This window comes from Mycoplasma sp. 4079, from assembly GCF_047785185.1.
Taxonomy (GTDB): Bacteria; Bacillota_I; Bacilli_A; order Mycoplasmatales; family Metamycoplasmataceae; genus Mycoplasmopsis.
In genome coordinates this window covers 124,074-147,010 of record NZ_JBLNNG010000001.1, presented here as the reverse complement: position 1 = coordinate 147,010, position 22,937 = coordinate 124,074, and the positions used below count along the sequence as shown (strand labels likewise).

9 protein-coding genes are annotated in these 22,937 nt (G+C 27.8%); 8 read left to right on the top strand and 1 reads right to left on the bottom strand.

The window, feature by feature from the left end; translation table 4 throughout:
* Positions 1 to 50 precede the first annotated feature (50 nt).
* The 8 genes from ACMZI9_RS00480 to ACMZI9_RS00445 all read left to right on the top strand — a co-directional run bounded on the left by ACMZI9_RS00480 (position 51) and on the right by ACMZI9_RS00445 (position 20,617).
* Complete coding sequence (locus tag ACMZI9_RS00480; protein WP_323176473.1) at positions 51 to 1,640, top strand: hypothetical protein; 1,590 nt, start codon at positions 51 to 53, stop codon at positions 1,638 to 1,640.
* Positions 1,630 to 2,772: a tRNA uracil 4-sulfurtransferase ThiI gene (thiI, locus tag ACMZI9_RS00475; protein ID WP_416099030.1), complete on the top strand. Its 1,143-nt coding sequence runs from the start codon at positions 1,630 to 1,632 to the stop codon at positions 2,770 to 2,772. Before ACMZI9_RS00480 ends, thiI begins: the two co-directional genes overlap by 11 nt.
* Positions 2,773 to 2,878: 106 nt before the next feature.
* Positions 2,879 to 3,346 carry a hypothetical protein gene (locus tag ACMZI9_RS00470; RefSeq protein WP_416099029.1) on the top strand — a complete coding sequence of 156 codons (468 nt, stop codon included), beginning with the start codon at positions 2,879 to 2,881 and terminating at the stop codon, positions 3,344 to 3,346.
* Between the two features lie 4 nt (positions 3,347 to 3,350).
* Positions 3,351 to 4,607: a hypothetical protein gene (locus tag ACMZI9_RS00465; RefSeq protein WP_416099028.1), complete on the top strand. Its 1,257-nt coding sequence runs from the start codon at positions 3,351 to 3,353 to the stop codon at positions 4,605 to 4,607.
* 170 nt (positions 4,608 to 4,777) lie between these two features.
* A complete protein-coding gene (locus tag ACMZI9_RS00460; RefSeq protein WP_416099027.1) occupies positions 4,778 to 15,223 on the top strand; it encodes an SGNH/GDSL hydrolase family protein in 10,446 nt (3,481 codons plus the stop codon).
* 239 nt (positions 15,224 to 15,462) lie between these two features.
* Entirely contained in the window at positions 15,463 to 16,284 is an 822-nt protein-coding gene (gene rpsB / locus ACMZI9_RS00455) for a 30S ribosomal protein S2 (RefSeq protein ID WP_323176468.1), read from the top strand.
* Between the two features lie 33 nt (positions 16,285 to 16,317).
* A complete protein-coding gene (tsf, locus tag ACMZI9_RS00450) occupies positions 16,318 to 17,199 on the top strand; it encodes a translation elongation factor Ts (protein ID WP_257089564.1) in 882 nt (293 codons plus the stop codon).
* 145 nt (positions 17,200 to 17,344) lie between these two features.
* Positions 17,345 to 20,617, top strand: coding sequence for a hypothetical protein (locus ACMZI9_RS00445; protein WP_323176467.1), 3,273 nt, complete (start codon positions 17,345 to 17,347; stop codon positions 20,615 to 20,617).
* Between the two features lie 45 nt (positions 20,618 to 20,662).
* Here the strand turns inward: ACMZI9_RS00445 and ACMZI9_RS00440 are convergent, their stop codons facing one another.
* A complete protein-coding gene (locus tag ACMZI9_RS00440; protein ID WP_416099025.1) occupies positions 20,663 to 22,921 on the bottom strand; it encodes a hypothetical protein in 2,259 nt (752 codons plus the stop codon).
* Positions 22,922 to 22,937: the final 16 nt, after the last annotated feature.

Genomic DNA, 22,937 nt, shown 5'->3' with positions numbered 1-22,937 from the left:
AAGTAATATAATATAAAAAAATTAATAACAGACTCAGGAGGTACGAGATTATGGCAAAAGTATTGTTCATACTTATAATAATTGTTTCAATTATTGTTCTTTTACTTTTAGTCTACTTGCTTTCTGTGAACTTATTTAAACAATCATTACAAAAATTTAGTATACGCTCAAAAGATGCGATAACTAAACAAAATCATCAAAATCAATCTTTATATTCAAAAGTTAAAACAACGACTCATTTTAATCACGAGCTTGAGAATATGCTTAATTCATTGATTGAAGTGAAGCAAAGTATTGAAACTATAAATCAAGAAATTTCAGTTAAACTTTCTGAACTTGATGAATTGCTAGCTGAAAAACAAAAAGTTAAATCTTACAAAAAATATAAAGCAATTAAACAACAACAAAAAGAAGTTTCTAAAAAACAAATAGAATTTAACAAAATTTCAGATGACTATTCAAAGAATTGAAACAACATTGATGAAATCACTTCAACAATCCTGGAGATTAGGGACTTTTTAAATGGAAAGCTTAAAAGTTATGAGAAAGCAATACCTAATCAATATGAAAATCTTCAAAACAAATTAGCTGAATTATCAATTCAAATCACATTAATTGACGATCTTAAAGTTAAAGCTGATTTCTTAAGAGCTCTTGAAAACATAACAAAGAGAAAAGAAGAATTGGAGAACTATACAAAAATCATTTTTGCATCAAAAAATATTGAGTATTCACTTTTTGAATCTCTACCAAAAGTGCTTGAGCAAGCTATAAAAGATAAAAATAACGAGCAAATTAAAGGTAAATTAATAGAGTTAAAGGATAAAACCACAACACTTCAATCAGCTATTAAAGGTAAAAATAATGCTGAAACTTTAGATGCAAATATCAAGTCAGTTTATAGAACTTTTTACAAATTAGTCAACCTTGTTAATTCAATGTTTTCTATTAAAGATTTCATTGATCAAACAATTCCAATTATTCGTGATTTATATTCTAAATTGAATAAAACTCACAAAAACATACTTGCACCAAATAGTATTCAACAAAAAAAATATGAATCAGTAAAGAACGCATTTGACAAAATCAAACAATCTTTTGAAAATAAATCATTAAAAAACATCCAAACATTAGTTCAAGATTTAGTTGTTAAATATGAAAATTATGAAAAAACTAATGTAGTTATTGAATCAAAATCTAAAGAATTAAAAGAACTAAATGATAATTTTCAAATTCAAATTGATGAAGCTATTGATACCTATTTATCTTGCATTTACCATCCTGAAATACCAAACGATCCAAAAATAAATAAATTAAGAACTGAATTAATTTATTTATATGAAAGAAATTTCAAAAAACAAAAGTCCTGAAATAAAATTAAGACAATTTGAGATGAATTCATTAGTAAATTAGCTACTTTAATTAAAGTGATTTCGCTCAACGCAAAATACAAAGAAATCTATAACAATATAAGATTAGAACTTCAAAGAAATGACTCATTTATAAACAATCAAGAAACTTTTGCTAATTACATTGATATTAGCAAAAGTATAGAGAATGTAATTAAAGAAGAAAACAATTATAAAAATGCTTATTTAGTACTTAAAAAGTTTTTAATAAAGGAGAAATATGTACAGTAAAATTTTGATTCGTTACGGCGAGTTAGTGCTGAAAAAGAAAAACAGAAAACAGTTTATTAATCAACTTGCAATTAATATTAAACACATTGTTGGTGTAACTCCAGAAGTTGAATTTGACAGAATGTATTTACCTTATTCAGAAGAAAACATGAATAACTTAAATTATGTATTCGGAATCAGTTCATACTCACCGGTTATGGTTGTTGAAAATGATATGGAAGTTTTCGCAAATGCAGTTTTATCATCAATTAGACCTAGTTCAAAAACTTTTAAAATTGCTGCTAGAAGAAATTACAAAAAGTTTGAATTCTCATCAGACCAAATTAACAATTACCTAGGTGGTGTGGTCTTAAAAAACACAAATCTAAAAGTTGATGTGCATAATCCTGACCAAACTTTTTATGTTGAAGTTAGAAATGGAAAAACTTACATTTTTTCTGATTACACTAAAGGTTTAGGAGGTTTACCTGTAGGAGCGTCAGGTAAAGTTCTTCACCTTATTTCTGGTGGTTTTGATTCTCCGGTCGCTGCTTGACAAATGATGAAAAGAGGACTCAAAGTTGACTTTTTAACCTTTATCACACCCCCTCAAACAGATATTAGAACTGTAGAAAAAATTACAAATTTAGTTAAAGTTTTAAATAAATATCAAGTAACTTCAAACTTATTAATCGCAGATTACTCACACTTAATGAACTACATTTCATTTGTTTCAAAAGAATCATACAAAATCACTTTAATGAGAAGAAGTTTTTACCGTATAGCTGAGCAAATAGCACAAAAATATAATCAACAAGCGATTTCAAATGGTGATAATTTAGGTCAAGTTGCATCTCAAACAATTGAATCACTATCAACAATTGGAGAAGCGACAAGAATGCAAATTTTACGTCCATTATTAACATACGACAAAAATGATATTATTGATATTGCTAGAAAAATCGGTACAGAAAATATTTCGATTATTAAAGCTAATGAAACTTGTGAACTATTTGCGCCTAAAGAACCAGTTACAAAGCCTACGATCCAGGAAGCTTTAAGACTTGAAAATGAACTTGAAAATATTAAAGAACTAGAGCAAGAATTGCTAAATTCAAAAATTAAATTAGTCAAAGTCAAAAAAGAAATTTAAGCTGTATAGCTTATTTTTTTATGCAACTTAAAACTTTTTATTTCTATGCCATAGTCCTTTTAGTTTCATACATAAAAAAATAAATTATTTATAATAATAAATAATTATGAATACACTACTTAACAAAAACATTAATAAGCAAAATTTAAAAGTTTCAAGAAAAGAAAATTCACAATCATTTTTAGGCTACAAAACTGGCGACGTTGCTTCAGCAAAAATAATTACATCAGGTTCAAAGTTTATAAAACTTCATGACAAATATGGTAATTCATTTTTGATTTACAGAAAAGACATTACAGATTTTACACATCATCAAATGTCGGATTTATTTTCAATTGGCGACATTATCAACTTTATTGTTTTAAATTTTGATAACAATAAAAAACAAGGTTTAGGTTCATTTAAGAAAAATCACCCAAACCATCAAGGGAAAGACTTTTACAAAAGAGAAAAATATTACAATGAACTAAAAGCAACAAAAAATGGATTTAGAAATTTAATTAATTACACAAATAGTTATTTTGTTGAAAATAAGAAATACGACAATAAAAATAATAATCACAAGAATAAGTAGTTAAATGCAAGTAATTTCAATTAAGAAAAATTATTTTCAATCTCAACACGAGTTGCAAATTCAACAAAAGCAAGCTTCAGAAGTAATTGATAAAATTAAATCTTTAAATTTTGATGGTTCATCATATTTAGGTTTTGATGATATTGCATTAAACTTTGGGCTCAACGGTGTAGATAAAATAATTCAATTTTGCAACAATTTATATTCAACAAATATTTCTAAGTTAATTATTTGAACTTCTAAAACAATTGAACTTTCAATTAAAGCTGCAATGCAATTTATTTTTGGACAAATCGATATTAATAAGGATAAGAAAATTGAATTAATCTTTATTAATCCATCAATTCCAATTAATAAAATTGAACAATTAATTCAAACTTTTAAAAATGGAATTGGCGATAATGTTGGTTTTATGTTTTTAAACGAAACCGGAAATAGTGATTATGAAAATGAATGAATTTCATACATTACAAATATTTTTGAGCAACATTCAAATGAATTTATGATCAAAAATCATATGTTTTATGTAGGCAGCAAAACTAATTTTTCAAACTTAAGCAAATTTAAATTTGCAAGCAACAATATTTTATTTGTTTCAAATGATGTCCATCCAGAATATAGTGTGTTAAGTGAAATTGGATTATTGATTATGTCGCTTCAGGGGATTAATATTCAAAAAGTTATCCATGGTTATGTTGAAGCTTCAAAAAATATTCTTAATCCTGATGTTTATTTCAACAGAGCACTTGAATTGGCTTTATTAATCAATGAAAGTGTTATTAAAAACAAAGAAGATGGATTTGCTAATGTTTTTGTTTCATATGATTCATTTTTAAATAATTATTTCACTTGATTTGCAAATCAATTCAATAATACAACTAAGCAAATTAAAACAATCAGCACATCAATAAACTTTCCACAACAAATTGCAACTTATACTCAGCCATTGCTTTCAGGAAAGGGAAATAAATTTGTTACTTTTGGTTTAATTAAACAAAGATTCTTTGATTATCAGTTATCTTCAAACCTTGAAAATGATGACTTAATTGACAAGTTTCAAAACTTATCAATTAATCAAATTAAAGATGAAACTTATCAAACTTTTGTTAATTATTTATCAAGTTTTAATAATGAAGTTAACTCGATTACAATTGAAATTGCAAACAATTTTGAAGAAACTTTAGGACAATTAATCTCATTATTGTACTGAAGTAGAATATTTTATTGTGTTTTAAATTCACTCAATCCATTTGCAAATTAAAACTTTTAATACTATGAGCAAGCTATAAAAGTTAAAAGCTCGCTCTTTTATTTTAGCTTTGTTAAAAATAGTTTAACAATTTTTGCAATTTGCTTGTTTACTCTTTAATTTGGTAAAATTTTATGAAATTAGTTTTATATACACTTATAGTGTATATAAGAGAGGTGATTATGAAAAAACAAAAAAAGTTAACGTTAATTTCATTAGCTGCAATCTTAACTTCAGCTAGTGTTGTTTCTGCGTCTTGTCAAGCGCCAGGTTCATCAAAACCAATCGGTAGATGAACTGATTTAAACGATGGTGATGCACCAATCATCATTAACCCCAAACCAGTTGATCCATCTGGTGAAATTAAAATTACTGAACCAGGAGCAAATAATGGTAACGGTTCTCAAAACGGAGGTAATGACTCAAATCAAAACCCTGACGGAAAAACTGATGTTGAACGTGCTAAAGAAAAATTATCTAAACGTCTTGTTTCAAATAACTTCATATCAAAAGATCAAAAAATTAGATATGTTGCATTAGGGGATTCAATCACTGCAGGATATGATGGAGCGCTTCCAAAGGATTATCCAGGTAAATTAGAAGCTAACGGAGAAATCACCGGAGCTTCTTATGCTGCGTTTTTAGCAAGATTACTAAATCAAAATTCAAATAATAGACTTGAATATTTTGAAAACTTTGCAGCTTCTGGCGCTCGTATAGTTGACTGATTTAAAATTTTCGGAATCGACTATGATAACCCTTACAACGACACACCTGATTGACCTGCTGTTAACAAAACTTTCAAAAACAAAAATATGCAAGAAATGGGTCCAATCATCAAGGAGCAATTAAAAGAAGCAAACTTAGTAACTATGTCAATTAGTGCTAATGACTTTTTCTTCTTGCTAATTGATACAGTTTCAAAAAATAGACCAATGGAAATTGTTAATGAATTCAGAAAAGAAAAACCTAACTATGGAAAGATTATTGAGTTTTTCAACAAAGTTCTTACAAACACACTTCCAGAAGTTAGAAAAAGAGCTTTACTTTTAGTTAATGAACTTAAAAAACTTGCTCCAAAAGCAAACATTAACTTAGTAGCTTACCCATTACCACTTTCTGGTTTCAAAAGAGCGATTGATAAATTCTTCCAATCTAAATTAGGAAACATTCCAGTAGATCCGACTCAAGTTTTATTACAACAAATTAACAGCTCATTGTATGATGTTGCGAGAATTACAGATGTTAATGTGCTAAATGCATACAATGTTGATTATTGATCTGCCCATTCAGATGAAATTTCTGATGTTTATATTGATATTCACCCTAACACAAGGGGATACAAAAAAATGGCTATGGATATGTATATTAAACTTACATCTCCATCTTTTGACCTCGCAAATTTTGATCCAACTTATAACTTTAACCAAGATTATTTACTCACCGACTCTACAACACTAAAATACCAAATCGAACCTCTTGTAACTAACTTACAATTATTTGGGCCTGATACAAATTCATATTTAGATTCTTCAATTCCATTCATTGATGAAATTAACAAACTTAGAACTCCATATAATTACCCTAATAGACTTTTAAGAATGTCAGCTACATTTAGAAATGTAACTGCTTCAGCAATTAATGGTCTTACAAATAATGAACTTTATAAACAACTCGATCCAGAAGGTAAATTAAAGGATTTAATTCTAGATACAGAAAACAATGGCGAAAATGGTTTTGTTACAATCATTGAATCTATTGTTAATTCAGGATTAATTCAACAAATTTACTTAGATTTCCAAAATGAATTATCAAGATTAAACAGAGAAGACAAACTTGAATTAATGGAAATTCCTCAAATTTTAATTAAATCAGTTCTTAAAGAAGAAAACTTATTCAAACTTATTAGAGCAATTGCGTCTTCAAAATTCATTACACATAAAAAATCTGAATTAATCTCAGCTCTTCAAGGTGTAATTACAAACTTATTTGCACTAAAAAGTGAAATGATTTCAGATGCAATCACAGGCCTTGCTTACAAATATGTTGAACCTTTCAAAATTGAAAAAAATGATCTTAAATCATTAATCACTCAAATTGTAACTAATCCAAATATTTCAAAAGTCATCGGACTTGCACTTGAAAGTTTCATTAGTAACTCTGAACAATTTGCACAAGTAGAAAACTTACAACAATTAATCAAAGTTTTCCTATCAGATAAAGAAAACATTAAGAAAATTGCAAACTCAATTTCTGATTTTGCGTGAGACATTGTTTCAAATGATGTTATCAAAAATATCCTTAAAGACATTTTATGAAACTTACTTGAAAACAACGGATTATCAAACCAACTTATCAAAGCTCAATCAGACAATTTTGTTGATAGTTTATTAAACAGCATAACAAGGGTAAAACCAGACTCAATTAAAGAGTTTATTTCAGATTTTATTTCTCAATTTGCTGACTTATTAAATCAAAACGAATCAACTTCACTTGACAACATTAAGCAAATTGCAACTCAAGCAGGAAAAATTGCTATTGATAATTTCGTTGCTAAAATGAACGACTCAGATTCTGAAGAAGAAACAAATGAATTTAATGTTTTCAAAATTCTTAAATTCATTAATGATTCAAAATTAGTAACAAACAATCAAACATTTATTAAACAACTTATCAAGAATGTTTTAAACAATCTTGATCGTTTAAACATCCCCTCAATGGTTGCAAAAGCATTATCATCAACAAAAATTACTTCATTTGTAGGTGAAGAAAATGTCGATTCACTTGTTAATTCATTGCTTAAAAATCAAAACTTACATAACCTTGTAAATTACTTAGTCGAATCTTATGTAGATAATTTTGCAGAATTTGCTGATGTCGAAGATTTAAATGCATTAATTCAAAAATTATTAGTAATTCCTAACTTACAAACTGTTAAAGAACACATTGAAAGATTAGTTGCTGACTTAACTGATGATCAACTTGCTTCTAACTTACTTGGTAATGTACTTAAATCTGTTGCTAAAAAATACAACCAAGCAGCTAGTGATGAACAAATCACAGCATTTGTTAACGACTCAAAAGTTGAGTTGTTAAACTTTGTAAAATTATTAGACATTATTAATCCACTTATTGATTTTGTGTTTAGTCAACTTGAAACAATTAAGTCAAGCAGCACACCTTATGCTGATGTAAGGGTATTACCTTCAAAAATTACTGATTTCTTAAAATCAAAATTAGCTTCTGACCCTATTGCTTTAGTTAAAAAAGTTGCTAACTTAGAAACATTTAGTTCTCATGCACTTATCTGAAAAGAAATTATTAAAAATGTATTTGCTGAATTAAATGAAAACAATGCAGTTGTTTCAAAAATCAAAGATACTTTAATTTCTATAGTTTCTTCAAATGAAACTTTAGCTAAATATGTAGATATTGATGAAGTTAAAACAATTATTAACAAGATTTTTGATACAGAACAAATTAATTCATTAATTCCAAATGTGCTTGATTTAATTTTTAACAACATTGCAGAATTAAAAACAGTTGAAAACATTACTGAGTTAATTAATTTAGTAATCAAAAAACCTGAATTCAAAACTATATTAACTTCAAACATCGAACCAATTCTTGATAATGTAGTTGCTGATTTAACAATTAATAAAACTCTTACAAAAGTGTTTACAGTTTTACTTGAAAAAGCAGGATTTACTTACGATGCTAAATTCAATTCAATGTTAAATACTGTATTTGCAAACTTAGTAAACAACTTAAGTTTAGATAATAAACTTAACAATTTAGTTGCTAAGGTTATTGCGTTATTCGATAATGAAAACATTACATTAAGCAGTTTAACTTCACAATTACCAAATGTAATTCTTAAAAACTTGAAGGTGACAGAATTTGAGTTTATTAAAAATCTTTTAAGTGCACCACTTAGTGACATTGAAAAAGCTTCATTAAAAGAATTTATTCAATCATTATTATCACAACTTAAAACAAATGATAAAGTTTCAGGATTTATTAATAATTTAAATCTTGATTCTGTTGCTACAAAACTTAATGTTTCAGCAGAAGAACTTAAACAATTACTTAATGACATTGTTGTTTCAGAACCTCTTGTAAATATTGGAACAAGTTTAACTGACTTTATCTTAAGTAATCAAGAACAAATTGCTAACTTATCTTCTTTAACTGATTTAGTAATTTCAGTTCTTAAGGATGCTAACTTTATTCATAATGTTAAAGATTCGCTTAAAACTGCATTTGATGCATTGAAATCAAATCCAACAATTAAGAAAATGGTTACTGGATTTATAAGCAACCTTGTGAAAACAAATGAATCAATTAGTTGATTACTTCAAGATGTTCAAAACATTGATGGATTACTTTCTGATTTATTTGACTTATTACCAAACTACAGTGATACATTTAACATTTTTGCACATATCTACAGTGGTTTAGAAGAGTTTAATCAAAATGGAAACTACACAAAATTATCTGATTTAGGTACATTAATTTTGAAATCATTTGCAGAAGAATTTGGTGGAGAAAATCAAGAAACAAACATTATCAAAGCAATTAAGATTTTATGTGATAGCTTACTTTCAAAACACAATCAAGATATTAATCAAATTATCACAAATGTTTACAACAAGATTGCTACTGATTCACAAATTTTTGAATCAATTTTCGCCAAAGTTCCTGCAAACTTAAAAGAAAATATTGAAAATTATGTTTCATTTGATAACTTAAAAGAATTAGTTAAATTTGTTTTAAACAATGACTCATTCAAAGTTGTATTCTTAAATCAACTTACAAATGTTCTGAATTCAATTGCAACTACAGAGCAATTTACAACTTACAATGATTTAATAATCACAGTTCTTAAAGGTCTTGATTATGAGCAAATGAAATCTAACTTAAGTAATTTCATTTCTGAATTATTTGAAAACGAAAATAACAAAGTTACATTAAAAGAGTTAATCAATAATGTTGTTAAATCAACTCTTCCTGACTTATATTCACAATTAAGCAAAGACTTTGTAAGTGATTTAGTGGATAATTTAATTCCATTATTAAATTCATTAAACATTTATCAACCTGCATTTGACAAGGTGTTTGAAGTTCTTACGAATGCTAAAAATGCAGATGAACCATTAAGTGTAATTAAAACATTACCAAATGAAATTGTTTCATTAATTGTTGCTGAATTTAACAAAGATAAGCAAGCATTTGTAAACAAAATCTTAGCTTCTCCTATTTATTCAGAAAACAAACAATTCATCAAAAACTTATTACACTACTTAGTCTCAACAATCTTAGTTAAAGATTCAACAATCACAAAATTAACTTCAATGATTAATGATGCAAATTTAGGTGAATTAGTTTCATCAGAAGGCGCATCACAAGTAGCTAACGATGTTTTAAGAAATAGTAATTTACCAACATTACTTAACTCATTAGTTGATGCAATTGTTGATAATGATTTATTAGACTCAATTTTTACAAACCCTAAAGATGTTATTTTCAAAGCTCTTAAAAATTCAAATGTTACAACAGAGCACAAATATGAACTTGCAAGTGTTATTCATACAATTTTAAGTTCAAATGGTTTAGATAAACTAATGCATAAAGCATTAAATAAAATGCTCGCCGACCAAGGTTTATTATCTTCAGGATTACCACTTGAATTCTATACAGCACTTAAACAAACTTTAAATCAATTAATTAACTACAACCCTACAAATACAATGGTTGATCAATTAATTGAAATCGTTAATGCAGGTCTACAAGAGTCAAACAGTTTAGATGAATTAATCAAGTACATTACTTCAAATGTAAAATCATTATTGAACATTAAAGAATTTGGATACATTAAAACATTATTAAATTCAAACATTTGAAATTACTCAGATCAAATCAAAGAATTAGTTTCTAATGTAATTTCCAAATACTATGTTGATGAAAATATCCAAAAAGTTGCTGCAATGATACCTGTTGCATCAATTGCTGATAAATTAGGAATTGATGCTCAAGTTTTATCAGACTTATTTGTTGATATTCTTAAGTCAAAAAATACTAAAGACATTATTAATTTAGTAAAAAATTTTATCATTGATAATAATTCAACACTAAGAGAAGCGAACTCATTTGACCAATTAGCTATTGCTATAGCTTCAAATGAAAACTTTATTGCTTCAATTAAACCAAAAGTTCTAAACATAATTGACCAAGTAATGACAGGAACAAATGCACTTGAAAAACTTTCACAAGCTTTAGCAGCATTTATTAAGAACCCTGATTATGCAAAATATTTTGCAGGTGTTCAAGAACCTGAGCAATTAGCTAAAAACATTATTAACATTTACTCAATTATCGATAGAAACTTTGGTGTTTCAGAAATCGCTTTCGATGCTTTAATTAACTACATTAAAAAATCAGGAATTACAAACTTCTCAATTTCATCAGTTCTTTCTTCATTTACTAAAACAATTAAGGAAAGAATTTCAAAAGATCCATCAGCATTTGAAACAAAAGTTGTTTCAACATTTAAAGAAGTCATCACTTCTGACTTATTCACAAAGAGCAAGAATGATTTATTAAAAATTATTGACAACATATTCAATGTAATTCCTGCTAACGAATTAGCTACAAGTATTGTTAACCAAATAATGTCTAAAGCAGGAAATTCATTTGAAAACTACTTCTCTAAAGATGAATTAATTTCACTTCTTGAATTTGTTTTAAGTAACCAACACTTTAAAAACTTATTTGAAAAGATCGCATCTAATGCAATTCAAAGAGCAAACGAATTTGCTGATGTAACTTCTTACATTGATATTATCAAGAAAGCGTTTGTTTTAATTGATCCACAATCAGTTAAAGCAGATACAACCGGATTATTAAACGGATTATTAACTAACCAAGTTACAAAAGATTTTGTTTATAAATCACTTGTGAAATTATTTGGAACCTTAAACATTGAAGTTACTCCTCAAGTTGATAAATTGTTCAGAGATTTATCAAATAACTTAAAATCAGTTATTGATTCACTCGAACTTGTAAATCCTGCCTTGGATATCTTCTTTGATAAGTTAACAGAAGCCTCACAAGCTGAAAATGAACAAATCTTAGCTATATTAGGTCAAATTCCACAAGCATTATCAGATTTAATTAACAAACAAGTTCTTTCAGATATTAAAGGATTTGTTGACAGAATCATTAACCTTGACGTTGTTAATGATAACTATGAAACAATTATTAACTTAATTCCTAAAGTAATAATTGCGTTAAGAAATAATGGAACAATTACAAAACTTGTAAATTCACAAATCAAAAAGCTTTCAGATTCAAATACATTATTCCAATACACAACTAAAGAACATTTAGGAAACTTTATAAACGAACTTATTTCAATTAGTGAGATAGATGATTTACTTCTTGAGTTTGTTCCATGATTGCTTGAGGATAAATCTTGAACAAATTACATCAATTTACCACTTGATGTAATCGAAAAATTCAAGACTAACTCAGAAAAAACTGAATCACTTAAATCAAAAATTCAATTAATCATTGAAAAAACACTCAAATTTGACTCAACTAAAGTTATTGTTTTAGATTTAATCAATACATTCGGTAGAAAATACAATATTCAATTAGCTGGAATTAATTTAGATAAAGTTGTAGGTGATTTATTACAAAACTTAAACTCATTTGCAATCTCTGCTAAATTATTACCTAATGTTGCAAATATCTTTGTTGACACATTTATTTCAACTAAAGATACAAACCAAACTATAAGTGCTGTAGTTGAATACATCAAAGGATTACTAAAATCAGATGCATACAACATTGTTAAATCATTATTCAAACATTTATCAACATTAGCAGTTAACCAAGATGAAGTTATTAAATTAGTTAACGCAATAATCGAAACTATTAAAGTTAATGATGAACTTAAAGAAACAATCATTTCTAAGTTACCGTTAGATAAATTACTTGAAAGCTTCGGTATTACTAAAGACCAAATCAAACAAGCTTATGATTTAGTTGTAAAAATGCCCGAAGTTAAGGATTTAATCAACACAGTCTTAAGGTTCTTATTCAAAAACTGATCAAGTTGAGCTAATGCAAACTCATTTGATGAATTAATTGTGATTATTTTAGAAACGCCTGATCTTAAAGAATCAATTACAAACTTAGTTTCTAGAATTATTTACACAATCACAAGTGATCAAAACGTTCAAGATATGGTTGCAACTGCTACTGTAAGATATCTTCAATCATCACCTTACGCTTCAATTTTCAATGACATCAGCGATCCTACGCATTTAGTTAAATCACTTTTAGCTAACATTAAAGGAATTGATAATGAATTAAACATTATTGAGCAAGTTGCAAATTCTATAGTTAAATTATTATTGCAAAGACAAACTAATATCACGACTTCAGATATTACTTCAGCTATTACAAGTGCACTTGGTGCAATTGCTAAACAAGAAGGATTCGAACAAAAAGCAATCAGAGTGCTTAACTTAGTAATCAACTCACTTAAACAAGCAAATCATCAACAAGATTTATATTCACTCATTACAAATGCACTTCACTTATTCGAGGATAGAATTAACTTGGGTGAAATTATTTGAAATATCTTTGATGACGAAACACATAGTTACCTAGAAGAAAAAGTTATTTCTCAAGATTCATTTGTAGAGTTAGTTAACTCAGTTGTAACTTCTGATGAATTAAAAGCATTAATCACAGAAGTTTCAAGTTACATTGTTGAAAATAACCAATTCTTAGAAAACACAACTACTTTCTACGATATTCTTAAGATTTACTTAAATGTAAATGAAAATGTTAAAAGATTTGGTGATTTAGTTGAGGGAATAATTGTTAAAACACTTAACAATGACATTAGTAAAGGTGTTGTTAAAAAATTACTTAATAGATTTATCAACTTCCTTGAAATTCCAAGAACAAGTGAACTTGAAGAATTTATTCCTACATTAATTGACAACTTACCAGTTATCTTACAACGTGCCGGAATATTCAGATCAGTTGTAGATAGCATTGTTTCAACATACAAGAAATCTGCTTCATTCACTGAATTTGGTTCAAGTGTTGTAGGAGCAGTTGTTAAAGGAATTGACTTTACAACATTCAATACAGTTAAGAAGATTCTTCTTGATCCATTTATTCAAGATAATAAACAAAAAATTATCGACTTATTCAGAAGCATCATTACACAAATGCTTAATAATAAACAAAAATTAACAAGAGTTATTTCTCAATTTGGTTTAGGAAAAGCGTTATTAGGTACGAACGATTATGACACAGCAATTAACAATATGGTTGTTAATGCATTAGGGAACGAAAACTTAATTAACTTATTAGTTACAGTATTCACTGATGTACTTGATAGATCAGAAGATTATGCTAAACGTAATTCATTCTCATCTGTGCTTAATGAAATCTTTGTTTCACCTAAATCACCTCAAATTAAGCAATATATTGTTCAATGAGTTAACCACATTTTAGATAATGAAGATGCTGAAATTTCTCATGGTATTGGACTTATTATTTCAAATATGTTCAAAGGAATGGGATTTGCGTTTAATGATTCAGATTCACAAATCTTTGACAACATGGTTTCAGGATTATTCAAAACTCTTAGAGGTTCAAGTGAACTTACAACTATTGTTGACAATATTTATGAATTAATTAAAAAAACTGACTTTGAACAAATCGAAGACAGAATTAAAGCTCTTAAAGATATTGTTATTCATGGTATTATGTCAATCATCTTGAATAAAAATGGAAACATTTCAATGGATAAAATTCTCGAAAAAGGGCCATTTATTGGAAAAATTATCAAGAATATGGGTAATGGTACTTTTGTTAAATTTATCAACAGATTGTTTGAAAGTTCAACATTACAACCTGAAAAAACTGGTATTTACAAGATTATTGATGGTCTGATGAATCCGAATCAATCTTCATCATCTTCGTCATCTTCATCTAACAATAATCAAGGAAGCTCATCATCGCCAAAATACAAATTTGAGTTTGACGTAAGTATTTTTGAAATTGTGGGTAGAGTTAAAGAATTTATTAAAGAACTTTACATTCCTATCTGAGAATATATGTTTGAAGAAATTCAATCAGGTAGATATAACACAAGTCTTAGAAATAATGCTTACAAACAAAATGATGCATATAAAGCAGTTTTCAGATTTACGACATTTGCTTTATGAGCCGCTAAAGAAAAAGGAAATATTTCAGATTTCTTATTCTGAAACGGAACAACTCTTGAACTTGAAAACATCTTCCTTGATGGAACTGAAATGGCTTGAACAACAGTTAAAAATAGACACGCTCAAGATTTCAATAGGTGAACAGAAGAGCAAAAACGTGCATTTGGTAAAGCAGAAAGAGGAAATGGTTACAACTATGAATTTATAGTTGGAAACAGATCTAACAGTACAAATAATTCAAACTATTGAAAAGATCAAGTTTTAGTTTACATCTACTATAGAAAAACAAAACCTATTGATAAATTCACAAGAAAAACTAAAACAGAAATTCTTTACGAAATGCTTAGAGATGGATACATTAATAAAAATTAATCTCTAGTTTCAAAGTGCTACACACCAGTTGTGTAGTGCTTTTTGTATAGATTCGACCTAAAACTTTTAACTTTGAAATAATGAAAAATGTAATACAATAGATTACAAGAGTTTTAAAACTACTCTTACAAAAATTAACAAATATATCAGTAAATATGGATTCACTTGGGTGTGCTAATCATAGTGCTAGGTGCTCGAAATATTTACGTAGCAAAACAAACTAAAAGGAAATTAAAATTATGAACAACGCAGAAAACAAAAAAGAAAATGTTAAAGTTGTTGAAAAACAACAAAGAACACCAATTGTTTCAAAAACAAAATTATTAGAAGCTGGAGCATACTTCGGACACAAAACTCACGCTTGAAACCCAAAAATGAAAGATTACATTGTTCCAAACAAAAAGAACAAAGGATCACACATTATTGACATTATCAAAACACAAAAATACTTAGAATACGCTTACTCATTAGTAAACACATTAGCATCTAAAAATGCACAATTTATTTTTGTTGGTACAAAAAAACAAGCTAGAGAAGCAGTTAAAGAAGCAGCTGAAAGAACAAACTCATTATACGTAACAGAAAGATGATTAGGTGGTACATTAACAAACAACCAAACAATCATGTCACGTGTAAACAAAATGAAAGAATTAGAAGCTAAAGCAGCTAACGGATTTGCTGGATACACAAAGAAAGAAGCTTTAGACTTGCAAAAGAAATTAGATAAATTACACAAAAACTTAGATGGAATCAGAAACATGAACAGATTACCACAAGTAATGATTGTTGCTGATCCAAATGAAGATGCAATCGCAGTTAAAGAAGCTAAAAGAAAGAAAATCAAAGTTATTGGTATTTTAGATACAAATGCTAACCCAGATTTATTAGACTTCGGAATTCCTGCAAACGATGACTCTTCAAAATCAATCGCTTTAATTATGACAATTTTAGCTGACGCTATTGTTAAAGCACGTGGTGGACAAGTTAAATTTGCATACCAAGAAGACGATAAAGTTGTTTTACCTTCATTCCAAAAACAAGAAGAAAACTCAAACAACTAATTAATCACAAAATAATTTAATTAAGGAGTAATCATGGCAGACATGAAAATGGAAAAAATTAAAGAATTAAGAGCTAGAACAAATTCAGCCTTAATCGATGTTAAAAAAGCATTAGAAGCTACAGAATACGACATTGAAAAAGCTATTCAATGATTAAAAGAAAATGGAATTGTTAAAGCTGCTAAAAAAGCAGGTCGTATTACTGCTGAAGGTGCAGTTTCAGCTCATGGAACAGATAAAGAAGCTGTTATGGTTGAAATTAACTCAGAAACCGATTTCGTTGCTAAGAACGACAAGTTCCTTAACTTATTAAACGAAGTTACAAAATCAGTTTTTGAATCAAAGGCTAACACCTTAGAAGAAGCCTTAGCTACAAAAATGAATGACAACGAAACTGTTGAACAAGCTTTAATTCAAGCTACATCAGTTATTGGAGAAAAAATTTCTCTTCGTCGGATTCAAAGAGTAGTTGCTGAAGAAGACCAAGTTTTAGGTATATACGTTCATGTTAACCGTCAAGTTGCAGCAGTAGTTACAGTTAAAGGTAACAATGTAGAAGCTGCTAAAAACGTGGCAATGCATGTTTCAGCTATGAATCCTGAATTCACATTAGTTTCAGATATCCCTGCAGAAAAATTAGAAGAAATCAAAGCAGGATTTGAGAAACCAAATGGTTTTGACTCTAAACCAGAAAAAATACAACAACAAATTACAGAAGGTTGATTAAACAAACAATTATCAGAAATCGTTTTAGCTAAACAACCTGTTGTTGTTGACGATTCAGTATCAGTTGAAAAATACTTATCAAATCACAATGATGAGTTAGTTTCAGCTGTTAGATTTGAAGTTGGTGAAGGTATTGAAAAAGTTCAATCAAACTTTGCTGACGAAGTAGCTGGAATGGTTGTTAAGTAGTTCTTACTTAACTTCTATTTTGATATAACGCATATTCTAATCACTTGGAATGTGCGTTTTTCTTTATAAATTAATAAATTAATTTATAATAAAACTTATAAAATCAAATTAACTAAAAAAATCAATAAAATAAAGGATAAATCATATGAAAGCAAGATTAAAATCATTAGTTTTAGGTTTAAGTGGTGCAACATTACTTTCACCAATGTTATTAGTATCATGTAATAACTCATCAAGCTCACAAAAAAGTCAAGCAGAACTTAAAGCAGAAAAATCAAAATTAAACACAGATATTCAAGCTGAATTTAACAAATACAGTTCAGTTGCTAAATCTGGAGATAGCTTAGATCAATTAGTTTCAAAAAAACAAAATGAATTATTTGCTTTAATTGCTGAATTAGATAAAAAAGAAGTTTTATCAGATTCAGACGTTAAGAAATTAGCTGACTTTTTACAAACATTAAAAGATCAAGCTGCAGACGTATTATTACGTGGATTTGTTGATAAAAACTTAGAAGTTGTTGCAATTGAAAAACAACTTGAAGCAGCTAAAAAGGAATTAGAAGATCTTAAAGCCGACACTGAAGGTGCAAACAAGGAAACATTAGCAGAAAAAGAAAGAGAAATTCAGGCTCTTAACGATCAATTAGAAATTGCTAAAAACGAATTAGAAGATGTTAAGTCAAAAATGGTAAAGAGAGCTCCTTCAGGTAAGCAATCATTACTTAAAATCACAAAGGCAATTCTTTTCTACTTAAGCTCATTTAAATCAAAATACCCTGAACTTTATAAATCAAACCAATCAATCATTGATGGTGCTGTTTCAACATGAGAAAAAAGTAGTAAAGAATATGAAGCTCAAGAAGACGACTACGATAACATTAACTATTTCTATGCTCAAACAATGTATGCTTTAAACTGATACACAATTATTAAAAATTACTTCCCTGAAGCTAAAGTTGAAATGCCGTTTCCCAAAGAAGAATTCATGAATTCATTATTCCAATGAAGAATTAAAGATTTAGAAAATGTTGCAGCTAACTTATCAAGTATGGATCGTTCAACTTTATCAGCTGAAGAAAGTGCAAAAGTTGATGAAAACATTCAATTAGTTAATGGTGTTAAAACAAACTATGAAGAAGCATTAAATACATCTACAAACTTAGACGAACAATTTATTAACTTCCAAGCATTAGAAATTCAATTCTGAAGCAAATACATTTACAACACAAATTCATTCAATGAATATAGACCTTCATTAATGGTTCCTTCATTAAGAATTTCTAAATTCCCATTATCAAATGAAATCATTGATGCAGAAGTTTTGGAGCAATTAAAACCAGTTTCTAAAGAAATTGCAGACAAGTTCTCAGAATTCTACAAAAACACAGGAATTAAATACTTACCTTCAGTTTACTACACAAATCTTTACAACCAATTCCGTGATGATCTTTTCAATGTTATTAGATACCAATTTATCCCTAAACAAACCACATTAGAGGGGTTATTATACGTTCTTTCAAAATCGGAAAATGATTTATCAAAATACAATATTGATACAACACAAATTCTTGCTGATATTAACGCAAAAGCTAACGAAATGTATGATGGAGCCTACAGCGGTAGCACATATGCTCTATACAATAGAAAAGTTAAGGCAAAATGAAATGAACAAATGTATGATGGAGATGAAAACTCAGCAATTTACAAATCATATAAAAAATTCAATATATGAGCTATTAAGCAAATGAACGAAATTAAAGCTCTTTCACAAGAACAATTTGTTTCAGCAGTTGATAGATACATGTTAATTAAAGCTTTTGACTTTAAATTACACACATTAGTTAACTTATTTGAATACTGAAAACTTCAAGGCATTGATCCAAAATCTGAAGAAATGGAAGCTATTTTACAGCTTTCAAAATCAGCTTCAAAATATCAAGCAAGAATTAAATCTGCAGAAGATTCAATCGCTGATTCAGAAGCTATCAAAGCAAAATTAAAAGAATTAGTAAGTTCATACAATTTAGATACAATTAACCATCCAGATTACACAACAATTGAACAATACTCATCTACTCTAAATGAAGATAAAGCTAAAGTTCAAGCAGTTATTGATGCATATTCAGCATTAACAGGAGCTGATGGAATGTTTGAATTTACATTTAGCCAAATTACAGACTTTTTCAATAGTGCTGTAGACAATTTCAGAACAATTATTAATAAATGAGATCAATTTGTTGCTGATTCTAATACAGAAGGTTTTGCTGAAACTTACAAAGTTTTAGCTGACTTCAAATCAGTATTAGAACAAAAAGTTGGTGATGAAAACGATGGTAACATGGATATGCTTTACGTAAAATTTGCTGATATTTACAAAGACAACAGATCAGGTGATAAATACACAAACGGGTTAGCTTTATTAGATGAATATACAACATTTGCTAACTCTTTAAAACAGGGTGAATTTGCAAATGAAACAGATGCTAGAGCATACTTAAACAACAAATACTCACAATTTGAGCAATTAAATGTAAAAATGACAGCTGCTAGAGAAGAAGGTGGAGTATTTTATGCATTAGATGATTACCAAGGATTCAGAGACGAATTAGACTATGAATGAGGTGAATTTGCAACTACATTCAGTGACCACGCTTATGATTCAATGTCTCTTGATGACTTAAATTCTAAAGTTGCTTCACTTAATGAAAAAGCCGTTGAATATTCAGCTAACTTTGGTAAATTACCAGCTGCTGGTGAAACATTTATGAAACTTATTGCAGATGATATTGAAAGAGAAAACTCAAACATTGAAAACTTTAGAAGACAAGATAAGAAAGCAAAACAAAGTTTATACATTGTTCCAGGTCAAGAAATTTATGCATTTATTAGACAAATGTATAAATCAGTTTCAGCCGAATTATCAGAAACTTCAATTAGTGAAGACCACCAAGATAAAGTTGTTTATGATGCAACACACAAAGCTATTGATAATTTAGTTAAAAAAGATTTAACATTTAGAAATATAATTTTTGCTAACGCTGATGGTTTTGAATATTTAACAGATGAACAAGAAGCATCAGGAAAACCTAAATCAGAGTTATACACAGAAATGATGAATTTAGAATCAGCTTACTATCAAGCTAACTTAGCATACTTAAAAGCTGACGCTAGTTTAAAAGATGAGAAAAAACAACAATTACAACAAGCTAGAGTAGCTTACTACAACTTCTTAAATTCAGATAACTTCTCAATTTCAAGAAGTTCATACTTAAAATTCAATTTAAATGTTTACCGAACATATGATGATAATAGTGAATTTACACCATTCGATTTAGCATTATTATTCGCTCAATACGATGGTTCAATTGAATTATTAAGATTTGTTGAGAAAACATACATTAAAAACAATCAATAATTTATTTAGTTAAAAACTGGTATCAAAAACCAGTTTTTAATTTTTTTAATTACTAAATTTGAACTTAATAAGGTTTAAATCCTCAGTTAATTTTTGATTATCAGAAATTTGTTTTTCTAATAACTTTTCAATGTTCGCAGGATCAGTCACATATCTTTTTATAGCTATGTCCAATGTGTTTTTGTAACTTAGGTATCTTTTATACTCAGCACTATGGTAATCAATTGTCATTAAATCTAATTCATATCTACCATCTTCTTTGTATTGTCTGAGTTTCTCAGGATCTTTTTCAGCTTCTTTAATGTCTCTCTTAGCTTTCTCTACACATTTAAAACTATCATCAACTAATTTATTGATTTCCTTTATCTTAGTTGTTAAGAATGTTTTGATATTTTGTTTTCTATTTGAATCATTTTTTAGATTTGTAAGTATATTTGTTAGAAATTCATTTACTTTAGTGAATTTTGAAACATTAATTTGAAAATTGGATTGTAAGTTTGATTTTAAATTAGCTTTATATTCTTCTTTAAAATCATTAACTTGCTGTCTGATTTCGTCAGTGATTCAACTTTCATTATAGTCAGCAAGGGTTAATTTGTTTTCTCAAAAAGTGTTAATTACAAAATTATTAATGCTTGAAAATGCTTTAAGTAACATTTCTTGGTCTGATGTAATTTGACTATTATTGCTTTCAATTTTTGCAAAATCATAATTTGGTTCTGAACTGTTTATAGTTAATATTTCATTTTTAACAGTGTTCAATCTAAAATCTGAATTTTGTTTTAGACTTTCCAAAGTTTCTTTAGCTGTTTGCAATTGAGTAAATCAAAATTTAATTTTCTCTTCTTTATTAGTATTAAAGTAACTTGAATTAATGAATTCATTATGAGCGATGTTTGCTTCTTTGGTTTTTTCAGTGATCATTCAAAGTTGTTCGCCTAAAAAGAAATCCTGAAGTTCTAATTTTGCTTTTTCAATTAATAATGGTTCTAATCTGTCAAAATTATTGTTATAAAAGTCTTTGTAAGATTGATATGAACCTGTTGCTCTATTGAGTACGGTTAAATTTGCAGTTTGCATTTCGAGAACTTTATTGTAGATAACTTGTAAATTATCGGTTACAAATCTTATTTTCTTATAAATTAGTTCAATAGGATCTTCTTCAATAATTTGATTATATTTTGTGACGGTTTCATCTAATATATCTTTGAGCTCATCTGAATTGGTTTCATTAATATAACCCTTCATATAGTTAAAAAGTGTTATAAATTTGTTGTATTTCTGAGTTAAATATTCGATAAATTTATTCCTAATTTCACTATCTGCTAGGTGTTTTAGTTTTGAAAGTAATTCTGTATCTGTTTTGAAATGAGCACTTAAATAGTTGTTAGTTTGAATTAAATTTGATTGAATTTGTCAATTCAGACTCATTAATTTTATACTTGATAAATTCAAACTAATTAATTCATTATCTAACTTATCTAAATATTGATAATTACTTTTAATACCTTCTAATTCAGCGTGATAGTTATTTCATAACTGGTCATTTTTAAAACATAAATCCTCAATTAATGGAACAAACTCTTCTACATTTGCTTTTGTTAATATGTGATTTTCAAGGAAGTTTATGATTTTTTCACATTCTAAAATATGACTTTCAACAATGTTATTTATTTTATTCAACACTTCTTGTTCTGTTGTGTTTAAATTGTGAAATTCAAAATTAGTTCATAAATTTTTAAATTCTTTAAGCCACTTAATTGATGATTTCATTTGTCCTACAACAAATTCTCTATATTGTTTTATGTTTTCTAAAAATTTATTCATATTTTGAGGTTCTTGAATAAAAAAGTCTTTGTAAACATTTCTACCATGCAATAAGGTTGAATTATGTCATTTAAGGTCAGGAAAATCTAATAAATGCATTTTTGCTTGGGCACTTAAAATGCTTGCAACATAATTTATTCAAGTATTTGAATTAGCATTAGTAAATGAACTAAGGTTTGATTGATTTAGTTCTGTTAGTGCATTGAATTTACTAAAAATTGCATCTTCATAATTTACAGTGTTTGACAATACTCTCGATTCATTTACACCTACAGGAGTATTAAAAATAGGTGCAGGTTGCACAACAGGTACATTGATTTTGCTTTTATTTTCTTTCTTTTCAATTAGTTCACTAGATACTGGTGCAGACTGAATATTTCTTACAATTAATCAAGTTCCTACACCGATTGAACCTGCGACCATTAGTGAACCCAAAATTGTTAGTCGTTTATTTTTAAATATTTTTATTTTCTTCATTTTTCTCCTCACTTTA